The sequence below is a fragment of the Aliiroseovarius marinus genome (genome assembly GCF_004360145.1).
GTDB classification, from domain to species: Bacteria; Pseudomonadota; Alphaproteobacteria; order Rhodobacterales; family Rhodobacteraceae; genus Aliiroseovarius; species Aliiroseovarius marinus.
Genome location: NZ_SAIT01000019.1, coordinates 48600 through 72695 on the forward strand (window position 1 = coordinate 48600; position 24096 = coordinate 72695).

The window sequence follows — 24096 nt, forward strand, 5'->3', positions numbered from 1 at the left end:
AGCTTGCGGGCGCGGCCATGGGCCAGCCACGCCGCGTCTGTCACGGACGTCACGACCCGAAGACCACCAACTCATGTAGACCGGACAAGTCCAAGTCCAACAACTGCAGCGCCGAAATTGAAATCCGGCTACCGCCAGTGGTGGTTGGCTTCAGCGTCACCTTCACTGTGCGTCCGGTCGCCTTGGATTGCACGCGGCCCTCGGTCTCGGTGGTGACAAGCGGGGTTTCCACCCAGAAGCCCGGAATGGTCGGGTCACCCAGATTGGCAACCGTCGTCCCCAGAGCACCCGCGGGTGTCGGGGTCGATGACAGCGCCGCCATCTTGTCGTCGTCGCTGGCGGTGTCGAACTCATCCGCCGTTGTTGCATCCGCAGGCGGCGCATCCGGGTTCACGATCGGCCCCGCTGGCGCCTGACGCAGATGGGGCGGCGACGGCCAAAGGGTGTTCACGTCCACACCGGCACAACCCGTGACGGCCAGACAGGTGGCGGTAAGAAGAATAACCTGTTTCATACAGGCAAACTGGCGCAATTCGCAGACGCATTCAACGCTTGAAATGACATAGCCGTGACTTGCGCACAGCTTTGCCCACGCTTAGGTTCATCGCATGGAAATGTCCAAGCTTGTCGACCCGTTTCACCGCCCGGTGACCTATCTGCGCCTGTCTGTTACTGACCGGTGCGACTTCCGTTGCACCTATTGCATGTCTGAAAACATGACCTTCCTGCCCAAGAAGGATCTTCTGACGCTCGAGGAATTGGATCGCCTGTGCACGGCCTTCATCGGGCTGGGCGTGCGCAAGCTGCGCATAACCGGCGGCGAGCCTCTGGTCCGTAAAGGCATCATGGGCTTTTTCGACGCGATGGGGCGGCATCTGGACAGCGGCGCGCTGGACGAGCTGACGCTGACCACCAATGGCTCGCAACTGCATCGCTTTGCCGATGATCTGTTCAAGGCAGGCGTGCGGCGGGTGAACATCTCGCTCGACACACTAGACGAGGACAAGTTTGCCGAAATCACGCGATGGGGCCGTTTGCAAAATGTAATCCGCGGCATCGACGCCGCCCAGAACGCCGGGCTGCGGGTCAAAATCAACGCCGTCGCGCTGAAGGGCTTCAACGATGACGAGGTCTTCGCCCTTGCCGACTGGTGCGCTGGCCGCGACATGGATCTGACCTTTATCGAGGTCATGCCGATGGGCGATATGGGCGAGGAAAACCGGCTGGATCAATACTGGCCCCTGACCGATCTGCGCGCGCATCTGGAAAGCAAGCTGACCCTGACCGATCTGGATCACAATACCGGCGGTCCCGCACGCTATGTGCGGGTCGAGGAAACCGGGCAGAAAATTGGCTTCATCACGCCGATGACCCATAATTTCTGCGAAAGCTGCAACCGTGTCCGGATGAGCTGCACCGGACAGTTTTACACCTGCCTCGGCCATGACGGCATGTCAGACCTGCGTGAGCCCTTGCGCGCATCTGAAAGCGACGCGGTGCTGATCGACGCCATCCACGCTGCGATCGGGCGCAAACCCAAGGGGCATGATTTCGACTATAGCCGTCAGGAAATCCGCGGCCAGACCATCCGGCACATGAACCACACGGGCGGCTGACTCCGGCCCGCTTTTTTCTTTTTTCAAGTATTCTGGGGTGAGGCCCAATCGGGCCGAGGGGCAACGCCCCTCCCCCAATCTCACCTCAGCCAATCGGCATCCGACTTTCCGCCATTTCTGCCCACCACGAACAGCCCTGCGGGATGGCTTCGTCATTGAAGTTGTATTCCGGGTGATGGACCATGGCGGTGTCCCCGTTCCCCATCAGAATGTAGGCGCCGGGACGCTCTTCCAGCATGAAGGCGAAATCTTCGCCGCCCATCACGTAGGGCGCTTCGCTGCACTCTCCCGAGACTTTGCGCGCAGCCTCGGCAGCAAACTCTGTCTCGTCGCCGTGGTTCACCATCACCGGATAGTTCCGCTCGTAGCGCACCTTGGCCTCGCCGCCAAAGGTCGCCGCGATCCCATTGCAGATCTCAGTGATGCGGGTTTCGGCCAGATCGCGGATCTCAGGCGACAGGGTGCGCACCGTGCCTTTCAGTTGCACGGATTGCGGGATTACGTTGAACGTGGTCGAGGACGTCTCGACCGAGGTGATCGAGACCACCACCTGCAACGTCGGATCCGCATTGCGCGAGGCAATGGTCTGAAGCGCGGTCACTGCCTGCGCGGCCATTACCACGGGGTCGATTGTGTCATGAGGTTTCGCCGCATGCCCGCCACGCCCGATGAACTGGATGTCCAGAAGATCGGCCGCCGCAAAGAACGGGCCGGGGCGGATGGCAAATGCCCCCAATGGCTGGCCCGGCCAGTTGTGCATGCCATACACCTCTTGCACGCCGAACCGATCCATCAGCCCGTCTTCACACATCACACGGCCACCGCCCCCACCTTCCTCGGCGGGCTGGAAGATCACGACACAGGTGCCATCGAAATTCCGGGTCTCGGCCAGATACTGCGCGGCGCCCAACAGCATCGCGGTGTGCCCATCATGGCCACAGGCATGCATCTTTCCGGGCATCTTGGATGCATAGTCCAACCCGGTTTCTTCATGGATTGGCAGCGCATCCATATCGGCCCGCAGACCGACCACCTTGCCCGACCCGGTCTTGCGCCCGCGGATCACGCCAACGACGCCCGTGCGTCCGATCCCTTCAACCACCTCGTCGCAGCCAAACGCGCGCAGCTTCTCGGCCACAATGCCGGACGTGCGGTGGGTATCGAACAGCAGCTCGGGATGTTCGTGGAAATCCTGACGCCACGCGGTGATGTCCTTGTGAAGCTCGGCAAAACGGTTTCGGATCGGCAAAGGATCATCCTTTTCGTTAGGGTTGGTCGCGGCTGATGCGCCTTGCAGACGACAATGCCCAGAAACCCACGGCGGCTCAAGACACGTCTCTGCGATACCCCCGCGAATAGCGCCGCTGAATGGTCGAACTTGTGGCCCGCTACACCTTTGAATTCTACCAAAATTAGAAATGCAACAGCAGGGGGAATTCCCGCAAACCCACGAACACCCCCTTGCAACCGCCCAGCATTAAGGTGTCATATTGCCCTCAAGTTTGGCAGCGCGCGACACGGGTGTTTGAGTTTGTTTTCTGCCACAAACAATCGAACTTGCACTGCTATCTCTCTGTGTACAGCAGGGATGGCTTGCGGAATGACCTAGGGAAGCGACGAAGAAATGCCTCCTGTTTTCAAACATATACCCCTTGCAGCACTCAGTGTTTCAGCCTTTACCACCGCCGCCTACGCCGAGCGCGGCGCGCAGGGGGATCTGAACCTGATCTATTGGCAGGCGCCGACGCTATTGAACCCCTACCTTGCCTCTGGCCCCAAGGATTCCGAGCCCGCGTCGCTGGTACTGGAACCTCTCGCCCGCCATGACGAAACCGGAAAAATGGTCCCATGGCTGGCTCAGGCGATTCCAACCTTGGATAATGGTGGCATTGCTGCGGATTTGCAGTCGATTACGTGGGTTCTAAAGCCCGGGATCATGTGGTCAGATGGCAGTGAATTCACTGCCGATGACGTGGTCTTTACTGCGAATTACTGTATGGATGCCGAGAGCGGTTGCCAGATGACCGCCAAGTTCACAGACGTCGAAAAGGTCGAGGCTCTGGATCCCCATACGGTGAAAATCAGCTTCTCAAAGCCCAAACCCTATCCCTATGCGCCCTTCGTGGGCCTTGAGATTCCTGTTCTGCAGGCTGCCCAGTTTGCGGATTGTATGGGGCCAAATGCGCTGAACTGTTCGGCCCAGAACCTCGCTCCGATTGGCACTGGCCCCTATCAGATCACCGATTTCAAGCCGGGCGATGTCGTGACCTATGACATCAACCCCCACTACCGCGACGGGGACAAGCCGGGCTTTGCCAAAGTGACCATCAAAGGCGGCGGCGATGCCTCGGGCGCGGCCCGCGCTGTGCTGGAAACTGGCGAGTTTGACTATGCGTGGAACCTGCAACTGGACCCGCAAGTGCTGGCCCAAATGAAATCTGCGGGCAAAGGTCAAGTCGTGTCCTCGTTCGGGACCGCTGTGGAACGCCTGCAGGTCAACCTGACCAATTCGGCAGCCGATCTGGGCGACGCACGCTCGACCCGTGACGGCGGCGCGCACCCCTTCCTCGCCGATCCGCGCGTGACGAAAGCCCTGTCGCTGGCAATCGACCGCAGCACCTTGATCGACATCGCCTACGGTGACGCCGGCCGCCCCACCTGTGATGTGCTTGCCGCCCCAGCCATCTATGCCTCGGGCGCAAATGATGCCTGCCTGACACAAGACCTGAACGCCGCCCGCGCCCTGCTGGACGAGGCAGGCTGGACCGACACGGACGGTGACGGAATCCGCGATAAGGATGGTGTCTCGATGACCATGCTGTATCAGACCTCGGTCAACCCGGTACGCCAGACCACGCAGGATCTACTGAAAGCTTGGTGGGCCGAAATCGGCGTCGCGGCCGAGCTGCGCGCCATTGCGCCTTCCGTCTTTTTTGGTGGCGACCAGTCCAGCCCGGACACCTATCAGAAGTTCTATGCCGATTTGGAAATGTTCACCAATTTCTTCCCCGGCAACGACCCTGAACCCTATCTGAACAACTGGGCCTGCACCGCGATCCCGACGCCCGAAAACGGCTGGTCCGGCATGAACGTCCCGCGGTATTGTGACCCGGACTATGACGCCATGCTGGCCAAGCTAGGCAATACGGTGGACATCGAAGAACGGATCGCGATCTCGAAACAGCTGAACGACATGCTGATGCAGGCGGGCGCGCTGATCCCGCTGGTGCACCGAGGCGAGGTTTCGGCCCATGCCAATTCGCTTGAAGGCGTGCGGATGAATGTCTGGGACAGCGAACTTTGGAACATCGCGGACTGGACCCGCGCCAAGTAAGACCGCTAGACTGGCGGCGCGGCTGGTGTCAGGCCGCGCCCCGGAACCAAAGGCCGTCGACCGCCCATGTTAACCTATTGTTTGCGCAGGCTTGCTTTCTCGGTTCCCGTGCTGATCTTCATCAGCTTCGCCATCTTCCTTCTGATGGATATGGCCCCGAACGACCCCACCGCCAACCTGCCCATGTCGATCCCATCTGAGACCCGCGCACAACTGCGCGAGGCATTGGGCATAGGGGATCCGCTGGTGACCCGCTATCTTCTGTGGTGCAAACAGTTTTTCATCCATGAACCGCTGAATTGGCTGAGCGACTTGACCGGCCTTAGCTTCGGAGACCCCGACCGCCTGCGCGTCCTCAGCTGGGCCTCGCGCGCGCCGGTGGTCGAGCTGATTGCGGACCGCCTTCCCCAGACCCTTTGGGTCGTGAGCCTGTCCTATGTCATCGGCATCCTGATCGCCCTACCCGTTGGCATCTATTCGGCCTACCGGCAACACGGCTGGTTCGACCATCTGGGCAGCTTCATCTCGATGATCGGTTATTCCGTGCCATCCTTCTTTCTGGGCGTCGTGATGATCGTGATCTTCGCGGTGAAACTGAATTGGTTCCCGTCGGTCTATGACACGACGTTGACCGTCACGGGCTGGGACAGCCTATTGGCCCAACTACGCCAGATGGTCATGCCGGTTACGATCCTTGCGCTCTATAACGCCGCACAAATCAGCCGCTACATGCGCGCGTCTATGTTGGAGAACCTGCACCACGATTACGTCCGCACCGCCCGTGCGAAAGGCGCGTCCGAGCGCCGCGTGGTTCTGGCCCATGTGGCCCGCAACTCGCTTCTGCCCGTGGTGACCGTGATCGCCTTGGGCATCCCGCAGGTACTGGCCGGCGCCATCATCACTGAGCAGATTTTCAAGATCAACGGGATCGGCGCGCTTCTGATTTCATCGATCCAAAGCGGCGATCTGCCCGTCGTGCAGACGCTGACCTTCTTGTTCGCGGTGCTGATCGTGTTGTTCAACCTTCTGGCCGACATCGCCTATGGCCTGTTGGATCCGAGGATCAGCTATGACTGACTTGTCCACCTTGAACGCCCCACCCAACGGGTTCTGGCGGCGGTTTCAGCGGCATAAGGGCGCTATGATCGGCGGCGGTGTGCTGGCACTGATCCTTCTTGCCGTCCTGATCGGCCCAATCCTGTGGCCGCACGCAGCGGGACAGATCAACGTCACAGCCCGTAACCTTGGTCCCAGCCTGTCGCACCCGATGGGTACCGACCATCTTGGGCGCGATCTGTTCGCCGCCGTCCTGCAAGGTGGCCGTGTGACGATCTTGGTGGGTGTGGTCGCGATGGGCTTGTCAATTCTGATCGGCGCAGCAGTCGGCATTCTGGCGGGCATGGTCCGCTGGCTGGACGCCCCCTTGATGCGCCTCACCGACCTGTTTCTGGCCCTGCCCGTCCTGCCCCTGCTTCTGGTCACGATCATGCTGTGGCGCGACAGTCTGCGCAGCCTCTTCGGGGCCGAGGCCGGGATCTTCCTTCTGATCGTTACAATGATCGGCCTGACCAGCTGGATGCAAACAGCACGGATCCTGCGCGCCGAAGTTTTGGCCTTGAAAAAGCGCGAGTTCGTTACCGCCGCCACCGCTCTTGGTCTGCGGCCATGGGGGCTGATCCGGCGTCATATCCTGCCCAACGTGATGGGAGTGATCATCGTCTCGGCCACGCTGGGACTGGCGAACGCGATCATCATCGAAAGCGCGCTCAGCTTCCTTGGCCTCGGCTTCCCGCCAGATCACCCAACCTGGGGACGGCTGCTGTTTGACGGGACCGAGTATCTGACGCTGACCCCCGCCCGCGCGATCTGGCCGGGGTTGATGATCACGCTGACCGTTCTGTGCGCCAATTACCTTGGCGACGGGCTGCGGGATGCGCTGGACCCGCGTGGCGGTTTGGGGCGCAAATAAGGACAAGGGTCAGCGCCGCGCGCGCCGCTTTAGACCGCCAATCCGAACACATCGCGCCTAGAGGTCCATTATTCCAAGACAGCCCCGTAGTCAGAACTTTTTCCCACACCACTCACACGAAGCGCCCATTATAAGGGTTGCGAAACACCACTTCCCGCGCCAAATGGAACATATTCCCAAATTCGGAGACGTGAAGATGTTTGAGACCTTCGGTTTTGAGACCCTGACCCCACGCACAGCCTCGATCCTGTTCGGGCTGGGCCTTGGTGCTGCCTTCGGCATTCTGGCCGAGGTCACGCGCTTCTGTCTACGTCGTGGTGTGATCGGGGCCGGCATCGAAGGCCGTCAGGCGCTGGCCGTCTGGCTGACCGCTTTGGCCGTTGCGGTGATCGGCACGCAAGGCGCGGTCTGGGCAGGCTGGATCAGCTTCGCAGACCACCGCTTTCACGCGCCCACCCTTCCGATCCTCTCGCTCGTCGTTGGTGGCCTGATGTTCGGCGCCGGCATGGTCCTGACCCGCGGTTGCCTGTCGCGACTGGTCGTTCTGGGGTCCTCGGGCAATCTGCGCGCGATCGTCGTGCTGGGCGTGGCCGCGCTGGCCGCCCTTGCCACCATGAAAGGCGTGTTTGCCCCGCTTCGAAACTCCCTGGGGGCGGTTGAGTTCGCTGCCCCTTCCCTGCCAGCCCTGGGCGCGCTCCTGCCCCTCGTTCTGGCCGCTGTCTTTATCGCGCAAGCTCGTCCCAAGTTGCGCGTGCTGGTACCGGCGGTTTTGCTTGGGGCACTTGTGCCTCTGGGCTGGCTGGGAACCGGATTGGTCCTGATGGACGAATTCGACCCCATCGCCGTGGAAAGCCTGTCCTTCACCGCACCTTTGGCTGATACGCTCTTTTGGACCGCTGCTGCCAGCGCGGTTGGCGGCAACTTCGGCACCGGCCTGATCGGAGGCGTCATCGCAGGCGCTGCCCTGTCCGCCCTGATCGCCGGGCGCTTTGCATGGCAGGGCTTTGACGGCGCAGGCCAGATGGGCCGCTATCTGTCAGGCGGAGTACTGATGGGCATGGGCGGCGTGTTGGCCGGGGGCTGCACCGTGGGTGCGGGCCTTTCGGGCGTCGCAACGCTGTCGACGTCAGCTGTAATTGCGCTGCTGGCCATCATCGCGGGCGCTTGGGTGGCGGCCCGCGTCGATGCGCGCGTTAGTGGCCGAGCGACTTCCGAATTCGACGCACCGACAGCCACACCAGAAGCACCACAGGCAGCGTAAGCATCGCCGTCAGCGTTCCTTTGGACATGTTCAGCGCGCCTGCCAGCGGATAGAATAGGTACCCCGCCAGCGATACGGCGTAATAGCTGATCGCGACGACGGACAGGCCTTCTACCGTTTCCTGCAGACGCAGCTGCACCTTGGCGCGGGCATCCATGCTTTCCAGCAACGCCTGGTTTTGCTCGGCCCGCTCAACATCGACACGGGTACGCAACAGCTCGCCCGCGCGGGCGGCCCGAGCCGCCATGGTTTCCAACTGCGTCGCCGCACTTTTGGTGGTGCGCATCGCGGGATCATAGCGGCGCATCATAAACTCGCTCAATGTCTGACGCCCGCGGAACCGCTCTTCCCTAAGCGCGCCAATGCGCTGGTTCAGAATAGCTTCATAAGCGCGTGTCGCCCCCATCCGGAACGAAGTCGAGGCCATCAGCTCTTCCAGCTCAGCCGAAATCGACAATAGCTCGCTGAGCGTCGCCTCGGCGGGTTCGTCCCCGCGCTTCATCGTGCCGACCAGATGGGTCAGCTCGCCGTCCACATTGCGCAGCTGGCGATGGATGTCACGCGCCACCGGGAAGCCTAGCATGGACATGGTCTTGTAAGTTTCAATCTCGCATAGGCGTTGCACAATCCGACCGATCCGGCGTTTGCCGGTGCCCTCGGAAACGAAGGCGACGAACCGCATGTGGCCCGCCGGATCTATGCGGAAATCGCCCGCGATCATTGCAGAACGATCAATCACCCAAGTCGAGGCGATGCTTTCCGACACGAACCACTCGCGAACCAGCTTGTCCATGTCCTTTTCGACAGACGGCATCTGCTGAACTCGAATATGGGCTGACGTAATCCGTGCGCCCGGCGCATCGGCCAGCCAATCATCTGGGAAGACATCAAACGCCGCTGGATCAAACGCCCGTGACGAGATCCCGTCCGAGAATACCGTGTAGCTGACGAATTCGTTATGCTGTTCCCATTTCAGGTGATAGCGGCCGATTTCGCCGAAATAGTGGTTCGATCCCGGGCTAGGATGCGGCGCGCCGAACCGATCCAGAAGTGCAATCAGATGCTGGCGATCCGCCTCGCGATCCCGGTTCGCCGCGTTTTGCGGACGTTTGATTGCCAGATAGACAGCAGTCCCCGGCGCGCTGATCGCGGGCGAAGGGCGAGCGTGCAGCTCGTTCGCAAGGTCATAGCGGTCCGGATGGTCGATCAAATTCATCATGCGCGTGTCTCCTACGCGCAAAGTCGTAACAGAGACGTGACACATTGCAACCCCCTTAAAAACAAGGGGTTTTTGAGATTTTTCGCATACCGCGGAATACCGGTAACGCTCACATATCCTGAAGGCGATCCTGAACCAGCCGGGTGAAGTCCTCGCCCCGCTTCTCAAAATCGGGATACTGATCAAAGCTGGCCGCCGCAGGGGCCAGCAACACGGTGTCGCCAGATTGGGCGTCATTTGCAGCCGCCGCGACGGCGTTTTCCATCGTCTCGCAGATCTCGTAGGGCACATCGCCCAGCTGCAGAGCGAACTCGCGCGCCGAATGACCGATCAGATAGGCTTTGGTCACATTGCCAAGTGCGTCAGATAGGCTGTCGATCCCGCCATCCTTGCCCAGCCCGCCCGCGATCCAGCGGATGTTGCTGAAGGCACCAAGGGCGGCGCGGGCGCTGTCCACATTGGTGGCTTTCGAGTCATTCACAAAGGCCACGCCGTCCTTCTCGCCCACCAGTTGCGAGCGGTGGGGAAGACCTTTGAAGGCATGAAATGCGGCCTCGATCACCTTGGGGGCCAGCCCGATCGTGCGGCACACCGCATAGGCCGCACAGGCGTTCTGATGGTTATGACTGCCGGGCAGCCCCTTCACAGCCCGCAGATCGACGGAAGCGATCTGGCGCCCCTTGCGATATTCGGACAGAAACCCTTTGCGGGCGAAGACCTGCCAGCCCGGCCCAGTCAGCTTGCGATCGACCGAGATGCGGATCACGCGGTCATCTGCCGCGCCTTCGGACAATTGGCCCGCCAGATAGGCGCCTTCGGCCTCGTCCACGCCGATCACGGCGCGGTCTGGGCCACCCTCGGCAAAGAGGCGGCGCTTGGCCGCGAAATAGCCACCCATGCCGCCGTGACGGTCCAGATGATCGGGCGACAGGTTGGTGAAGACCGCGATGTCCGGGGTCAGCGAACGGGCCAGATCGGTCTGATAGCTCGACAGCTCAAGCACCACGACCTCGCCATCGTGGGCAGGGTCGATGTCCAAGACCCCACGTCCGATATTGCCCGCCAGTTGCGTGGGCTTGCCCGCGTGCTCCAACACGTGGTGGATCAGCGCCGAGGTGGTGGACTTCCCGTTCGACCCCGTCACCGCCACGATGCGCGGCAGAGTGTCGAAATTATCCCATTCCTGATCTGCAAAGCTGCGGAAGAAGAGGCCAATGTCATTATCCACGGGCACGCCCGCCTCCATCGCGCGGGCGATCAGCTTGTTGGGTTCGGGGTACAGATGCGGAATGCCTGGGCTCACGATCAGAGCGGCGACGTCTTCCCAAGCGTTACCCTTGTTCAGGTCGTGCAGGATCAGCCCCTGCCCTTCGGCACGTTCGCGGGCTTCTTGCCCATCATCCCAGCACAGCGCCTCGGCCCCGCCAGCTTCCAGCGCATGGGCCGTGGCCAACCCCGAGCGCCCAAGCCCCAGAACCGCAACCTTGCGCCCTTCGTAACCTTTCACCGGGATCATGCGTGCCTCCTGCATTCGTCCGTTTTATGGCTAAAGGGTTTGGCCCAAAAACAAAAGCCCCGCCGGATAGGCGGGGCGTATGGAAGACGTTTGATGACGCTTAGCGAACCTTCAGAGTGGCCAGACCGATCAGCGCCAGGATCAGCGAGATGATCCAGAAGCGGATGACGATCTGGGGCTCTTGCCAGCCTTTATGCTCGAAATGGTGGTGGATCGGCGCCATCAGGAAGACACGCTTTCCGGTCTTCTTGTAGTACAGCACTTGGATAATGACCGATAGCGCCTCGACCACAAAGAGCCCGCCCACGATGGCCAGCACGATCTCGTGCTTGGTGGCAACCGCGATGGCCCCCAAAGCGCCACCAAGGGCCAGAGACCCGGTGTCGCCCATGAACACGGCGGCGGGCGGTGCGTTGTACCACAGGAAGCCCAAGCCGCCTCCGATCAGGGCCGAGGTGAAAACAAAGAGCTCACCTGTACCCGGCACATAGTGCACGTCCAGATATTCGGTGAAGTCGACACGGCCAACGGCATAAGCGATTACGCCCAGCGTGCCTGCCGCGATCATCACCGGCATGATGGCCAGACCGTCCAGACCGTCCGTCAGGTTCACTGCATTCGCAGAGCCGACAATCACAATCATCACGAAGGGAATGAAGAAAAAGCCCATGTTCAGAAGCGTGTCTTTGAAAACCGGGAAAGCCAGCTGGTATTGCAGCCCCTCAGGATGCACGCTGGACGCCCAGAAGCCCGCGATGGCTGCAATCGCCAGACCAATCGCCAGCCGGACCTTGCCCGAAACGCCTGCCGTGTTGTTCTTCGACACTTTGGCGAAATCATCCGCAAAGCCAATCAAACCAAAGCCATAGGTCACAAACAGTGTGATCCATACATAGGGATTATCCAGTCGCGCCCACATCAGGGTGGCCACCAGAAGCGCCGACAGGATCAACAACCCACCCATGGTCGGCGTGCCTTGTTTTTCCTTATGGCTTTCAGGGCCATCATCGCGGATTGGCTGCCCCTTGCCCTGCTTGCGGCGCAAGATGTTGATCAGGGGTTTGCCGAACATGAAGCCGAAAATCAGCGCGGTAAAGAACGCCCCGCCCGAGCGGAAAGTGATGTAGCGAAACAGGTTGAAGACATCGCCACCATCCGAAAACTCGGTCAACCAATACAACATATTGTGGGCCCTTTTGCTTGTTAGCCTTGCGCTTGGCTCATTTTGCGGATCGCGTCAACAGCTTTGGAGACCAGCGACCCTTTGGATCCTTTGACCAGCACGACATCGCCAGCGTCGATCAGGCTGTGCACCTGCGCGGCCATGTCCTCGGCGGTTTCGGTATAGATTCCTTGCTTGCCGCCCGGCAGACGCTCCCACAGGGATTTCATCAGCGGGCCCGAGCAATGGACCACGTCGATCTCGGCCACGAAGGGCAGATCGGCGATCTGGGCATGCAGCGCGGCCTCGTCCGGCCCCAGTTCCAGCATGTCGCCCAGAATGGCCATCCGGCGCCCCTTGTGGATCCTGCCGACGCCATCTACGGGCTGAGCCGCCGCCAGAACCTCAAGCGAGGCCGCCATCGAGGTCGGATTGGCGTTGAACGCGTCGTCGATCAGCGTCAGGGTCAAGCCTTCGGGCGCATCCAGCAGGATGTCTTCATGTGTGCCGCGCCCGGATGGGGGCAGCCAATGGCTGATGTCGCGGGCGACCAAGGTTACGTCCCCGCCCAAGGCGCGAGTGGCGACCAGAACCGCCAGCGCGTTCATTGCGAAATGCCGCCCGACGCTTGCTATTTTCAACAAATGCTCCTGCCCGGCCACGTTGGCTTTGCAGATCGTGGCGTCGGGGCTTAGGACAACGTGGACCAGATGGTGAACGTCGCTGCGTTTAGCGCTGAAGCTTTGGATGTCGAACCCTTCAGCAGCGTCACGGAGGATCTGCGTATTGTCCAAATCGGCATTGACGATGGCAATGCCACCCGGCTCTAATCCCTTGAAGATAGAACCCTTTTCACGGGCGATACCGTCCAAATCGTCGAAAGCCTCAAGATGCGCAGGGGCCACGGTGGTCACCAGCGCCACATGTGGGCGGGCCATTCGGGCCAAGGGTTCGATCTCGCCGGGGTTGCTCATCCCAATCTCGATCACAGCGAAGTCTGCATCCGCAGGCATCCGTGCCAAGGTCAGCGGCACACCCCAATGGTTGTTATAGCTCGCCTCGGCCGCGTGGGTCTTGCCCTGCCGCTGCAGAACGGTGCGCAGCATTTCTTTGGTCGAGGTTTTACCGACCGAGCCGGTCACCGCCACCACGCGTGCCTTGGTGCGCGCACGGGCGGCACGGCCCAGATCTTCGAGCGCTTTCAGAACGTCGTCCACGATCAACAACGGCGCGTCCTCGGCAACGCCCTCGGGCACATGGCTGACCAACGCGGCCCCTGCGCCCTTTTCCAGCGCCTGCGCCACGAAGTCATGCCCATCACGGGCGGCTTTCAGCGCGACAAACAGATCGCCAGCCTCGATGGTGCGGGTGTCGATGGACACGCCCGTTACAGCCCAGTCGCCGCGAACCTCTCCCCCAGTGGCCTCGGCGGCCTCTTTCGCTGTCCAAAGGCTCATGCCAAACGCCCTTCCAAAGCAGCCACCGCGACCGAGGCCTGTTCCACGTCATCAAAGGGCAGCACATCATTGCCAACGGTCTGGCCGGTCTCGTGCCCCTTGCCTGCGATCAACAGCGTGTCGCCCGGCCCCAGAGCGTCGACACCACGCAGGATGGCTTCGGCACGGTCGCCAACATTCATCGCCTCGGGACAGCCTTCCATCACCATGGCGCGGATCAAATCGGGATCTTCGGTGCGCGGATTGTCGTCGGTGACAAACACCACGTCTGCGTTTTCAGCCGCCGCCTGCCCCATCAAAATCCGTTTCGAGGTATCGCGATCCCCACCCGCGCCAAACACCACGACAAGACGGCCCAGAACATGCGGACGCATCGCACGCAGCGCGGTTTTCAGCGCATCGGGCGTATGGGCATAGTCCACAAATACAGCGGCCCCATTTTCACGGGTCGCGGCGTGTTGCATCCGGCCACGCACAGTCTCTAGATCCTTGAACGTCTCGAACACATGCTCCGGCTCGGCCCCGCAGCCGATGACCAGCCCTGCGGCGGCCAAGACGTTTTCGGCCTGAAAACCACCGATCAGGTTCAGCCGCGCGGTGTAGGGCTTGCCCAGCCAGCTGAACATCAACTCTTGCCCGGTGGCGTCATAGCGGCGCGCCTTGAGTTGCAACTCGCAACCCTCGGACTGCCCCACGCGGATCAGCTTCTGGCTGCGCGCTTCGGCGATGGTCGCCATCTCGGCGCCCTTCGGGTCGTCCATGTTGATCACGGCGGTGCCGTCTTCGGGCAGCACGCGGGCGAAGAGGCCAGCTTTGGCGGCGAAGTATTCGTCGAAGGTTTCGTGATAATCCAAATGGTCTTGCGTGAAGTTGGTAAATGCGGCGGCGGACAAGCGCACCCCGTCCAAGCGGCGCTGCGCAAGCCCGTGGCTGGACGCTTCCATCGCGGCGTGCGTCACGCCCGCGCCCGCCATGTCGGCCAGTGTTTTGTGCAGGGTGATGGGCTCAGGCGTGGTGTGCGATAGCGGCGCGGTAAACGCGCCTTCTACACCCGTTGTCCCCAAATTCGCGGCCTTGATGCCCAGAAGCGTCCAAATCTGCCGGGTGAAGCTCGCGACCGAGGTCTTTCCGTTGGTGCCCGTTGCTGCAACCATATGTTCGGGCTGGGTGCCGAACCACAGCGCGGCGGCATAGGCCAGCGCCATGCGAGGATCCTCGGTCACAACAAGCGCGGCGTCCGACGCGGTCAGTTCGGCCTCGGCAATCTTTGCGCCTTCAGGGTCAGTCAGGATGGCCGCCGCGCCCATACGCAGGGCGTATTGGATGAACTCTCCGCCATGCATCTTGGCGCCTGGAAGGGCTGCAAACAGATGGCCCGGCTTCACCAGACGACTGTCCACCGACAGCCCGGTTACCTGCGCATCACGCCCCGCCCGGGCGCTGAGCCCCAGTTCACCCAGGGATTTCGTTACCATCTCAGCACCCATCAGTTTGTAATCCGCCTTATCAGTTCGACGTGAGTGTTACCCCAGATGCATCCAAAGGTTCAACGCGGGTTTCGCGCGGTTTCATGCCCAAAAGGGGTGCCACGCGCTCGATGATCGTGGCGGCAACCGGAACGGCCGTCCAACCGGCGGTGCGGCGTGGCTTGGTGCCCGAGGTCTCGACCGGTTCGTCCAGCGTCACGATCAGCACATATTTCGGGTTATCCACCGGGAACATGCTGGCAAACGTGTTGATCACCTTGTCATCGTAATAGCCACCGCGCGGCTTCGGCTTGTCCGCCGTACCGGTTTTGCCTCCGACCAAATAGCCCGGAACCTCGCCAAAACTGGCGGTGCCTTCGGTGACCACCTTGCGCAACATATCGCGCGCTGCTGCGGCGCTTTCCGCGCTCATCACGCGGGGGCCACGTTCCACATGGTGTTGCTTCAACACGGTCGGCGTTACCGCATAGCCGCCATTGGCAATCGCCGCATAGGACGATGCCAGATGCATCGGCGTGTTGGAAATCCCGTGCCCATAGGAAATCGTTACCGCGCTGAGTTTGCCCCATTTCTGCGGCAAAAGCGGGGTCGAGCCCGAGGCCTCGACAATCTCGAACGGGGTGCGATCGAGCAAACCAAGGGTCTTCAGGAACTCTTGCTGACGTTCGGGACCGATTTGCAGCGCCATACGGCCAGTGCCGCGGTTCGAGCTTTTGACGATGATGTCCGAGACCGACAGCTCGCCATAGTTCTTGTTGCGAAACTCGCCAATCCGGAAGCCCGAGATTTTCATCGGCTTGCCCGTATCGATCACCGTGTTCGGGTTCACCAACCCCAGATCCATCGCCTGAATGGCCGTGAAAATCTTGAAGGTCGAGCCAAGCTCATAGACGCCCTGCACCGCACGGTTAAAGAGCGGGCTGTCGGACTGGTCCATCCCCTTGTCCGCCACCGTCAAGGGACGCGGGCGATTGTTCGGATCGAAATCCGGCAAGGACGCGACCGAGATCACCTCGCCCGTGTGGACATCCATCAGGATCGCTGCAGCACCCTTGGCGTTCATCATCTTCATGCCGCCATAGAGCACGCGCTCGACCGCATCCTGAATGGTCAGGTCGATGGACAGCTCAAGCGGCGCGCCGCCATTGGCGGGATCACGCAGGAAGTCATCGAACTGCTTTTCGACACCGGCAACGCCGATCACCTCGGCTGCCGACACGCCTTCGCGCCCAAAGCTTGCCCCGCCCAACACGTGAGCAGCCAGCTTGCCATTGGGGTAGAGACGCATCTCGCGCGGGCCAAACAGCAGGCCCGGCTCGCCAATATCAAATACGGCCTGTTTCTGCTCGGGGCTAATTTTCTTCTTGATCCACAGGAACTTACGCGATCCCGTAAAATCTTTGATCAGACGTTCGTGATCCAGATCCGGGAAGATGCGCACCAGTTCGTCCGCCGCGCGTTTCGGGTCCACCATCTGATGCGGCTGCGCATAAAGCGCATTGGTCACAAGGTTGGTCGCCAGAATACGGCCCTGCCGATCCAGAATATCTGCGCGGGCCGTCGCGATGGATGCGCCGGGTGCTTGCGCGCGGGGCTCTTGCGCCTCGGACGCCGACAGGGTTGCCATACGCACGCCGACCGTCAGGAAGGCGCAGAGAAAGAAGCCCGCCAGCACCAACAACCGTCCTTCCGAACGCAGGCGCGATTCATTGCGGATCTGGTCGTGCCGCTGGCGCAGGTTCTCACGCTCGATTGCATCAGGGTTTTCACCCTTGGCGCGGGCTTCCAGAATGCGGGCAAGCGGGCGGAGGGGGACGCGGGTCATTGCTCGATCGCTCCCATCACTTCAACGGCGCCGGTGATCTCGGGCAACGCGTCATCCTCGCCGAAGGCGATCTGATCGACGCGGCCAAACTGACCCGGCTCAAGCACGTTCAGCTCCAGCTTGTCATAGTTCAGCTGCGCCAGATCCCGCAGGCGATCCGGGCGGTTCAGGTATGCCCATTCCGCGCGCAGAACAGCCAGTTCTTCCTGCATGCGCCCAATCTCACTTTGCAGCTCTTGTGCGCGATCCAAGGTGGCCTGCGTTTTGTAGTTTTCCGAATAGGCCCAATAGGCCAGCCCCATCACGGCAAGCGCGGAAAGGATATACAACAAACTACGCATTACGATCTGTCCTTAAATACCAAGGGCGGCAAACCAAGCTTCTTGCGATCCGATGGGCCCGCGGGTGCATCGGTGCGGGTGGCCACGCGCAAACGGGCCGAGCGGGCGCGCGGGTTCTCTTCCAATTCTTCTTTGTCCGGGCCGATGGCCTTGCGCGGCGTCAGTTTGAAGCGCGGAGTCTCTTCCGCAGCTTCCGGCGCATAGCGCGACCCGCCCCCGCCCGAGGACGCCCGCGCCTGCAAGAAGCGCTTCACCACGCGGTCTTCCATCGAATGGAAGGTCACCACGGCCAGTTTTCCACCGGGTTTCAACGCACGCTCGGCGGCTTCAAGCCCCTCAATTAATTGACCAAACTCATCATTCACCGCGATGCGGATCGCCTGAAAGCTGCGCGTCGCAGGATGGCTTTGACCGGGCTTGGAACGCGGCAGGTTCTTCTCGATCACCTCGGCCAGCTGCAACGTGGTCTCGAACGGCGCTTCAACTCGCGCTTTCACAATCGCGCGCGCAATCCGACGCGAGGCACGCTCTTCGCCGTAGTGATACAAGATGTCGGCCAGAGCGGCCTCGTCCAGCTCATTCACCAGATTAGCGGCCGAGGGGCCAGATTGGCTCATCCGCATGTCCAGCGGGCCGTCTTTCATGAAGGAAAAGCCGCGCTCGGCCAGATCCAACTGCATCGAGCTAACGCCCAGATCCAGCACGACCCCGTCCAACGGCTTGCCGGCAAGCGTGTCCATCTCGGAAAATGTGCCTTCGCGCAGGGCCAGACGGTCGCCATAATCACCCGCCCATTTGGCTGCCATCTGAAACACCATCGGGTCACGGTCGATCCCGCAGACCCAATCGGCACCCGCATCGAGCAATCCGCGCGTATAGCCACCCGCCCCGAAGGTTCCGTCCGCCCAGTCACCAGAAACAGGCGCGACCGCTTCCAGAAGCGGTCGTAGTAGAACAGGGATATGCGGGCGTTTATCAGGTGTGGAGTTGGGGGCAGCCGGGTCAGACATCTTAGCCTTCCCCCTGCCCGCCCAACAGGGACAGCACATCAAAATCATCCGGCTGTTCGTCTAGCCATTCTTCGGTCTTTGCGACCTCGACCTCTTCATAGGTCTCGGGTTTCCAGATCTGGAACGTGTCGCCAGTGGCGATAAAGAAGGCCTCTTTATCCAGCCCGATCTTCTGACGCAGCTTCGCAGGCAGCACCAGACGGCCAGTCTCGTCCACAGTCGTAGGGAAGGATTGCCCGTTGAACAGACGCTCCAACATCCGACGCTCCATCGAACCGCGCGGCATCTTCGCGATCTGGTCATCGACCTCGTCAATGGCCTCGATCGTGTAGGCTTCCAGATAGTTGCGGCGATGGTCGCCATAGACAATGACAAGATTGGGGTTCAGACCGTCGGTCCAATCAGGGTCGCCCGCTTCCAGCACACGGCGAAACAGGGCCGGGATCGAGACCCTGCCCTTCGTGTCCACCTTATGGTGGCTTTCACCTCTGAACCTGCGTGCCACTTGCGCGGCCCCCTTTAATCATCTGTCCCACCAGCCCAAATGGGAGCTGGAATAAAAACGGCGAATTGATCTGCTGCCACTGACCAATCCGCCGCCTGTCCCGTTTCCGGGTGCCCAGCTGCGCGCGCCACCTGGGGGGATGTCTGCTCGCGTACGCGCCGGATCTCTTTCGTATGATGAAGCGGGGGCCTGTATGAAACCTGACTTGGGAGTGTCTAGCGGGGTCTTGCTGCCCCTTTCTGTCCCGTCCTCATCTTGAATACATGGATAACTTGGGAATTCATGGGAAGCAATAGTTTTTTGCGGGATTATACACAGGGCAAATCCGGGAAAAGCGCCCAAATTCAAGTGCAAATGCAGAATCTCTGGCACATCTTCACGCAATGTAGGCGAAGATGAAAATCTACCCACAAGATATAGTGCTGCCGTCGCAGCATCATTTTTCCTATGAAATCCAAAAAATATCTTTTTTATAGGAGAATAGTGCGCTCAGACCACAGCTTTAGCCGCACTGGGCGCGAAAATACACAGACAAACAGGCTGATTTGCATCCATTCCCATGGTTCCGCCCATGATTTCCCAGCCACCTTGCCCATGAATTCCCAAAAGGGTGCCCCGCCTCAACGAAAAAGCCCGGCGCAATCACTGCACCGGGCGCTCATCTCATTTAACGTTCGAAGCCTTAGGCGATCCCGCGTGTCACCATGTCTTGTGCCAGCTTGGCATAGGCACCGGCCACCGGCCCCTCGCCCGCCGCAATCGGCGTACCACCGTCGCCCGCAAGCCGTACATCCAAGGACAACGGGATTTCACCAAGGAAGGGTGCGCCAATGGTCGCGGCTTCGTCCCGAACCCCGCCATGCCCGAACAGATGCGCTTCGTGTCCGCAATCCGGACATACATAAGAGGACATGTTTTCAACCAAGCCCAGGATCGGCACCTTAACCTTATCAAACATGTCGATGGCCTTGCGCGCGTCCAGCAGCGCCACATCTTGCGGGGTCGAAACCACAACCGCCCCGGTGATCTGCGATTTCTGCGCCAGCGTCAGCTGCACATCGCCAGTTCCGGGCGGCAGGTCGATCAACAGCACGTCGAGCGGCCCCCACGAGACCTGAAACAGCATCTGCTGCAGCGCGCCCATCAACATGGGGCCACGCCAGACCACGGCCTCGCGATCCGATTTCAGCATCAGACCAATCGACATCATCTTGACCCCATGCGCCATGACCGGGGTCAGCATGTCTCCGTCGGGGGAGCCGGGGCGTTCATTCGTGCCCATCATACGCGGCTGGGACGGGCCAAGGATATCTGCGTCCAGAAGACCAACCTTACGCCCCTGCTTGGCCAGCGCCACCGCAAGGTTCGAGCTGAGCGTGGATTTCCCAACGCCCCCCTTGCCCGAGGCAATCGCGACAATCGACTTCACGCCGGGTACCTGCATCGGCCCCGCCTGCGGCTTGGGGTGCCCCCCGATCTTCAGGTTCGGCGCGGGCTTTGCGGGCGTGGCGCCGTGGGCCGTCAAAATGACGGATACAGTTTCAATGCCCGGCAAATCCGCCACGGCAGCTTCGGCTGCGCGGCGCTGTGGTTCCAACCCGGCGGCCTGCTCGGGCGATTGTGCTTCTATCACAAAGCGCACCGCGGCCCCGTCGACCGTCAGGGCGCGCACCATGTCGCGCGAAACAAGGTCGCCACCATCCGGCAACGCCACCGCCGACAGCGCCCCCATAATCCTGTCTTTTACATCCGCCATTGAAGTCTCCTTAATCCTGACCTCTTTACTTGGCGACTTTCTACGGGTGCACAAGGGGCTAATCAATCTATCGATTCTCGCTCAAAAGAATCATTTCCGCGCCCCAGAGCACACCAGCACCCCACCATGACCATCGCGGGCTGATGCTCATTTTTGCGCCATGTGCCTAAAGATGAAAAACTTACCCTACGGCACCTTGAGGTCCAATTTTTCTGCCCTGCAGCATTTGACAGCACAACATGGCCGAAAGTCGATTAAACGCCTATTTTATTAGCGAATTAACCTATGCACTGGACGCATGCCGGGTTTGATTTCCCAAGGTATTGTGCAATTGCAGCATAAACCCCATGTTGGGTTCACAGCGATAACGTTGTCGCTAACAAATAGAGTTTCGCCCAAAGTTACGGGCTTCAAATCCGCAGATATCTGCGACGAAAAGTGAGTAAGTGCAATGGCACACGCATCTGAGATCAATCTGGCAGAAGCCAGCATCGTCGACCGCTTCATCGCGCTGTTCGCCGGTTGGAAAGAAACCTATGCGACCCGCCAGACCTACCGCCAGACCGTCAAAGAATTGAACGCTCTGAGCGACCGGGAACTGAATGATCTGGGCATTGGCCGCGGTTCGATCCGCTTCATTGCGCAGATGGCCGTTTACGGCAACTGAATTTCGGTTCGCCACCACCCTCCTCCCAGGTGGTGAACACGAATGGCGGCGAGGTCTCTCCTCCTCCCTGATCTCGCCGCCCAAAATCTTCGGACTGTCGTCCTCCTCCCTGACAGTCCTTGGGCCGCGGTGATGTCTTCCTCCTCCCTGACATCACCGCACCCCCAAATTTCGGGGCGTTCCACCCTCCTCCCAGGAACAACCCGATTTGACGTGGGTCACCTCCTCCCGACCCGGGTCACAGCGCCGGACCTCGCTCCTCCTCCCAGAGGTCCGACCAAATAGGAAACGGCGTCGCTCTCCTCCTCCCGAGCGGCGCCGTTTTTCTTTTTCGGAATGTCTGATGTGTTTAGAAGGGAACGTCGCCCGCTTGCGCGGCTGGCACGATGAACTTGGCCACGACTTTCTTCGCGCCCGCCTTGTCGAACTCGATATCCAGCTTATCGCCCTCGATGCCCATCACGGTGCCATAGCCAAACTTGGTGTGGAACACGCGGTCTCCTTGCGTAAAGGACGACACGGCCGTCGCGTCGATCACAAGGCCTTTCGCCTCGTTGGGGGCAGGTTTGGTGCGCAAGTTCCCCTGCGCCTGCATCCGCTTCCAGCCGGGCGAGTTATACGCATCCGCCCGGCTGGCTTTCTCTTCCAGACGCGACCCGCCGTAATCGCCCGACATGCCGCCATAACCGCCCCCGTAAAGGCCCGGCGCGGTCAGCACTTCAACATGTTCTTCCGGGAGTTCATCCACAAAGCGCGAGGGCAATTGCGACTGCCATTGCCCGTAAACGCGACGGTTCGCAGCGAAGGAAATCGTGCAGACCTCCTCGGCCCGCGTGATGCCCACATAGGCCAGCCGTCGTTCTTCCTCGAGCCCCTTGAGCCCGCTTTCATCCATCGAGCGCTGGGACGGGAACAGCCCGTCCTCCCAGCCCGGCAGGAACACGGCGGGATACTCCAACCCTTTGGCCGCGTGGAGGGTCATGATCGTGACTTTCTCCTCGGCGTCTTCCGTGTCATTGTCCATGATCAGGCTGACATGTTCCAGAAAACCCTGAAGGTTTTCAAAGCTTTCCAGCGCCTTCACCAATTCCTTAAGGTTCTCAAGTCGCCCGGGTGCCTCGGGCGTCTTGTCGTTCAGCCACATCGTTGTGTAGCCCGACTCCTCAAGTATCATCTCGGCCAGTTCGATATGGGTGTCTTCCTCGGCGCGCAGTTGGTTGAACCAACGGTCGAGGTTCCCAACCAGCTCGGCCAGCCCCTTGCCGCCCTTGCCCTTGATCGCCCCGCTTTCCACCGCAATCCGCGCGCCTTCGACCAGCGAGACGCCATTGGTGCGGGCAAGCATCTGGATCGTCTGCACCGCCTTGTCGCCCAAGCCGCGGCGGGGCGTGTTGACGATGCGTTCAAACGCCAGATCATCGTCCTGCGAGACAGCCAGTCTGAAATAGGCCATGGCATCCCGGATCTCGAGCCGCTCATAGAATCGCGGGCCGCCGATGACGCGATAGGGTAAGCCGATGGTCAGGAAGCGATCCTCAAACGCGCGCATCTGGTGCGAGGCACGCACAAGGATCGCCATATCGTCCAGAGACATCCCCGCCCTGCCCCGTGTGCCCGATTGCATCGCCTCGATTTCTTCACCGACCCAACGCGCTTCTTCCTCACCATCCCAATGGCCGATCAGGCGCACCTTCTCGCCGCCCTCGGCCTCGGTCCATAGCTCTTTTCCCAGACGATCCGCGTTGCCCGCGATCACGCCAGACGCAGCCGCCAAAATATGCGCAGTCGAGCGATAGTTCTGTTCAAGCCGAACCACCTTCGCGCCCGGAAAATCCTTTTCAAACCGCAAGATATTGCCCACCTCGGCCCCGCGCCAGCCATAGATCGACTGGTCATCATCGCCCACGCAGCAGATATTTTTGTGCCCCATGGCAAGGAGTTTAAGCCAGAGATATTGGGCGACGTTCGTGTCTTGGTATTCGTCGACGAGGATGTACTTGAACCAGCTTTGATATTTGGTCAGCACGTCATGGTGCTTCTGGAATATCATGACCATATGCAGAAGTAAGTCGCCAAAATCACAGGCGTTCAATGTCTTTAAACGCTCTTGGTATTGCGGATAGAAGGCAGCGCCCACCCCGTTAAACTCAATAGAAGAGATTAATCTCTTTGGGTCTTTCTCACAATCAAACCAACTTTGAATTACAGCGGCATATTGGTGCACTGAATCTGGGGGAGCGTCTGAGGGTAAACTCTCAACAAGTTCAGTCAGGAAAGCGATATCCAGTATAGGTTTTGGCCCATTTGGCCGAAAGCAAATCTCTTCCGCTTCGCAGTACTGATTATATACGTTTGCCCCCCAGCCGTTGCGCTCCAGATCTTTCGTAACTCGCTCATGAGGGTCAGCTTGGTTTTTCCATTTATCCAACACGCTTGCCAGCGCTCTTGGAGGGAGCTCTTTGACATCAATTCCCTCTGCAACAATCAGCTGTTTCAAAAGCCGGATCTGGTCATCCGTGTCCAGAATTGTGAAGTTAGTTTTCAGCCCGACCAGCTCGGCATGACGGCGCAACAGCTTCACGCAGATCGAGTGGAAGGTACCCATCCACGGCATCCCCTCGACCGTCTGCCCCAGCAGCCCCGCGACCCGTTCCTTCATCTCGCGCGCGGCCTTGTTGGTAAAGGTCACGGCCAAGATTTCATTGGTCCGCGCGGACCCGGTGGTCAGTAGGTGGGCGATGCGGGTGGTCAGAGCTTTGGTCTTGCCCGTGCCCGCGCCCGCCAGCATCAATACAGGGCCGTTCAACGTCTCAACCGCCTCGCGTTGGGCGGGGTTCAGGCCGCCCATATAGGGTGCGGAGCGTGCCCCCAAAGCCGCCCCCATCGCACGCTGCGACAGCGGGACATTCGGCGCCCCTACCCCGTCATCGGAATCATCAATCAGGTCGTCATTCTCAATGCTGCTCATAGG

Annotated in this window: 19 protein-coding genes; 6 read left to right on the top strand and 13 right to left on the bottom strand. The window is 60.4% G+C overall.

Annotated features, from left to right (window positions below):
• Positions 1–49 precede the first annotated feature (49 nt).
• Positions 50–514, bottom strand: coding sequence for a D-galactarate dehydratase (locus EOL43_RS13915; RefSeq protein ID WP_133489517.1), 465 nt, complete (start codon positions 512–514; stop codon positions 50–52).
• A gap of 100 nt (positions 515–614) precedes the next feature.
• Here EOL43_RS13915 and moaA point away from each other — a divergent pair, with 100 nt between their 5' ends.
• Positions 615–1616, top strand: a complete 1002-nt coding sequence (moaA, locus tag EOL43_RS13920; RefSeq protein WP_133489544.1) for a GTP 3',8-cyclase MoaA — start codon at positions 615–617, stop codon at positions 1614–1616.
• An 85-nt stretch (positions 1617–1701) separates the two neighbouring features.
• On the opposite strand, the gene EOL43_RS13925 is transcribed toward moaA, so the two are convergent.
• The gene (locus EOL43_RS13925) at positions 1702–2865 is read right to left on the bottom strand and encodes a M20 aminoacylase family protein (RefSeq protein WP_133489518.1); all 1164 of its coding nucleotides are present in this window, start codon (positions 2863–2865) and stop codon (positions 1702–1704) included.
• Positions 2866–3240: 375 nt separating this feature from the next.
• On the opposite strand from EOL43_RS13925, the gene EOL43_RS13930 reads away from it, so the two are divergent.
• The 4 genes from EOL43_RS13930 to EOL43_RS13945 all read left to right on the top strand — a co-directional run bounded on the left by EOL43_RS13930 (position 3241) and on the right by EOL43_RS13945 (position 8180).
• A complete protein-coding gene (locus tag EOL43_RS13930) occupies positions 3241–4950 on the top strand; it encodes a peptide ABC transporter substrate-binding protein (protein ID WP_133489519.1) in 1710 nt (569 codons plus the stop codon).
• Between the two features lie 66 nt (positions 4951–5016).
• A complete protein-coding gene (locus EOL43_RS13935; RefSeq protein WP_133489520.1) occupies positions 5017–6027 on the top strand; it encodes an ABC transporter permease in 1011 nt (336 codons plus the stop codon).
• Positions 6020–6919 (top strand): ABC transporter permease, encoded by a 900-nt coding sequence (locus EOL43_RS13940; RefSeq protein ID WP_240686563.1) that lies wholly within the window; start codon positions 6020–6022, stop codon positions 6917–6919. The genes EOL43_RS13935 and EOL43_RS13940 overlap by 8 nt, the downstream gene beginning before the upstream one ends.
• A 163-nt stretch (positions 6920–7082) precedes the next feature.
• Positions 7083–8180 carry a YeeE/YedE family protein gene (locus EOL43_RS13945; protein WP_338068779.1) on the top strand — a complete coding sequence of 366 codons (1098 nt, stop codon included), beginning with the start codon at positions 7083–7085 and terminating at the stop codon, positions 8178–8180.
• On the opposite strand, the gene EOL43_RS13950 is transcribed toward EOL43_RS13945, so the two are convergent.
• The 10 genes from EOL43_RS13950 to EOL43_RS13995 all read right to left on the bottom strand — a co-directional run bounded on the left by EOL43_RS13950 (position 8113) and on the right by EOL43_RS13995 (position 20458).
• Positions 8113–9399 (bottom strand): DUF3422 family protein, encoded by a 1287-nt coding sequence (locus tag EOL43_RS13950; protein WP_133489522.1) that lies wholly within the window; start codon positions 9397–9399, stop codon positions 8113–8115. The genes EOL43_RS13945 and EOL43_RS13950 overlap by 68 nt on opposite strands.
• 109 nt (positions 9400–9508) lie before the next feature.
• Entirely contained in the window at positions 9509–10915 is a 1407-nt protein-coding gene (gene murD, locus EOL43_RS13955) for a UDP-N-acetylmuramoyl-L-alanine--D-glutamate ligase (RefSeq protein WP_133489546.1), read from the bottom strand.
• Positions 10916–11015: 100 nt separating this feature from the next.
• Positions 11016–12098 carry a phospho-N-acetylmuramoyl-pentapeptide-transferase gene (gene mraY / locus EOL43_RS13960; RefSeq protein ID WP_133489523.1) on the bottom strand — a complete coding sequence of 361 codons (1083 nt, stop codon included), beginning with the start codon at positions 12096–12098 and terminating at the stop codon, positions 11016–11018.
• A 20-nt stretch (positions 12099–12118) separates the two neighbouring features.
• On the bottom strand, positions 12119–13534 hold the full coding sequence (locus EOL43_RS13965) for a UDP-N-acetylmuramoyl-tripeptide--D-alanyl-D-alanine ligase (RefSeq protein WP_133489524.1): 1416 nt from the start codon (positions 13532–13534) through the stop codon (positions 12119–12121).
• Positions 13531–15009 (bottom strand): UDP-N-acetylmuramoyl-L-alanyl-D-glutamate--2,6-diaminopimelate ligase, encoded by a 1479-nt coding sequence (locus EOL43_RS13970; RefSeq protein ID WP_420867520.1) that lies wholly within the window; start codon positions 15007–15009, stop codon positions 13531–13533. Before EOL43_RS13970 ends, EOL43_RS13965 begins: the two co-directional genes overlap by 4 nt.
• Positions 15010–15040: 31 nt before the next feature.
• Positions 15041–16846, bottom strand: a complete 1806-nt coding sequence (locus tag EOL43_RS13975; protein ID WP_133489526.1) for a peptidoglycan D,D-transpeptidase FtsI family protein — start codon at positions 16844–16846, stop codon at positions 15041–15043.
• On the bottom strand, positions 16843–17187 hold the full coding sequence (gene ftsL, locus EOL43_RS13980) for a cell division protein FtsL (RefSeq protein WP_133489527.1): 345 nt from the start codon (positions 17185–17187) through the stop codon (positions 16843–16845). Before ftsL ends, EOL43_RS13975 begins: the two co-directional genes overlap by 4 nt.
• Entirely contained in the window at positions 17187–18197 is a 1011-nt protein-coding gene (rsmH, locus tag EOL43_RS13985; RefSeq protein ID WP_133489528.1) for a 16S rRNA (cytosine(1402)-N(4))-methyltransferase RsmH, read from the bottom strand. Before rsmH ends, ftsL begins: the two co-directional genes overlap by 1 nt.
• 1 nt (position 18198) lies before the next feature.
• Positions 18199–18702 carry a division/cell wall cluster transcriptional repressor MraZ gene (gene mraZ, locus EOL43_RS13990; RefSeq protein WP_133489529.1) on the bottom strand — a complete coding sequence of 168 codons (504 nt, stop codon included), beginning with the start codon at positions 18700–18702 and terminating at the stop codon, positions 18199–18201.
• 682 nt (positions 18703–19384) lie between these two features.
• Positions 19385–20458: an Mrp/NBP35 family ATP-binding protein gene (locus tag EOL43_RS13995; RefSeq protein WP_133489530.1), complete on the bottom strand. Its 1074-nt coding sequence runs from the start codon at positions 20456–20458 to the stop codon at positions 19385–19387.
• Positions 20459–20909: 451 nt separating this feature from the next.
• On the opposite strand from EOL43_RS13995, the gene EOL43_RS14000 reads away from it, so the two are divergent.
• Positions 20910–21125 carry a DUF1127 domain-containing protein gene (locus tag EOL43_RS14000; protein WP_133489531.1) on the top strand — a complete coding sequence of 72 codons (216 nt, stop codon included), beginning with the start codon at positions 20910–20912 and terminating at the stop codon, positions 21123–21125.
• A gap of 349 nt (positions 21126–21474) precedes the next feature.
• Here the strand turns inward: EOL43_RS14000 and EOL43_RS14005 are convergent, their stop codons facing one another.
• On the bottom strand, positions 21475–24009 hold the full coding sequence (locus tag EOL43_RS14005) for an ATP-dependent helicase (protein ID WP_240686565.1): 2535 nt from the start codon (positions 24007–24009) through the stop codon (positions 21475–21477).
• Positions 24010–24096: the final 87 nt, after the last annotated feature.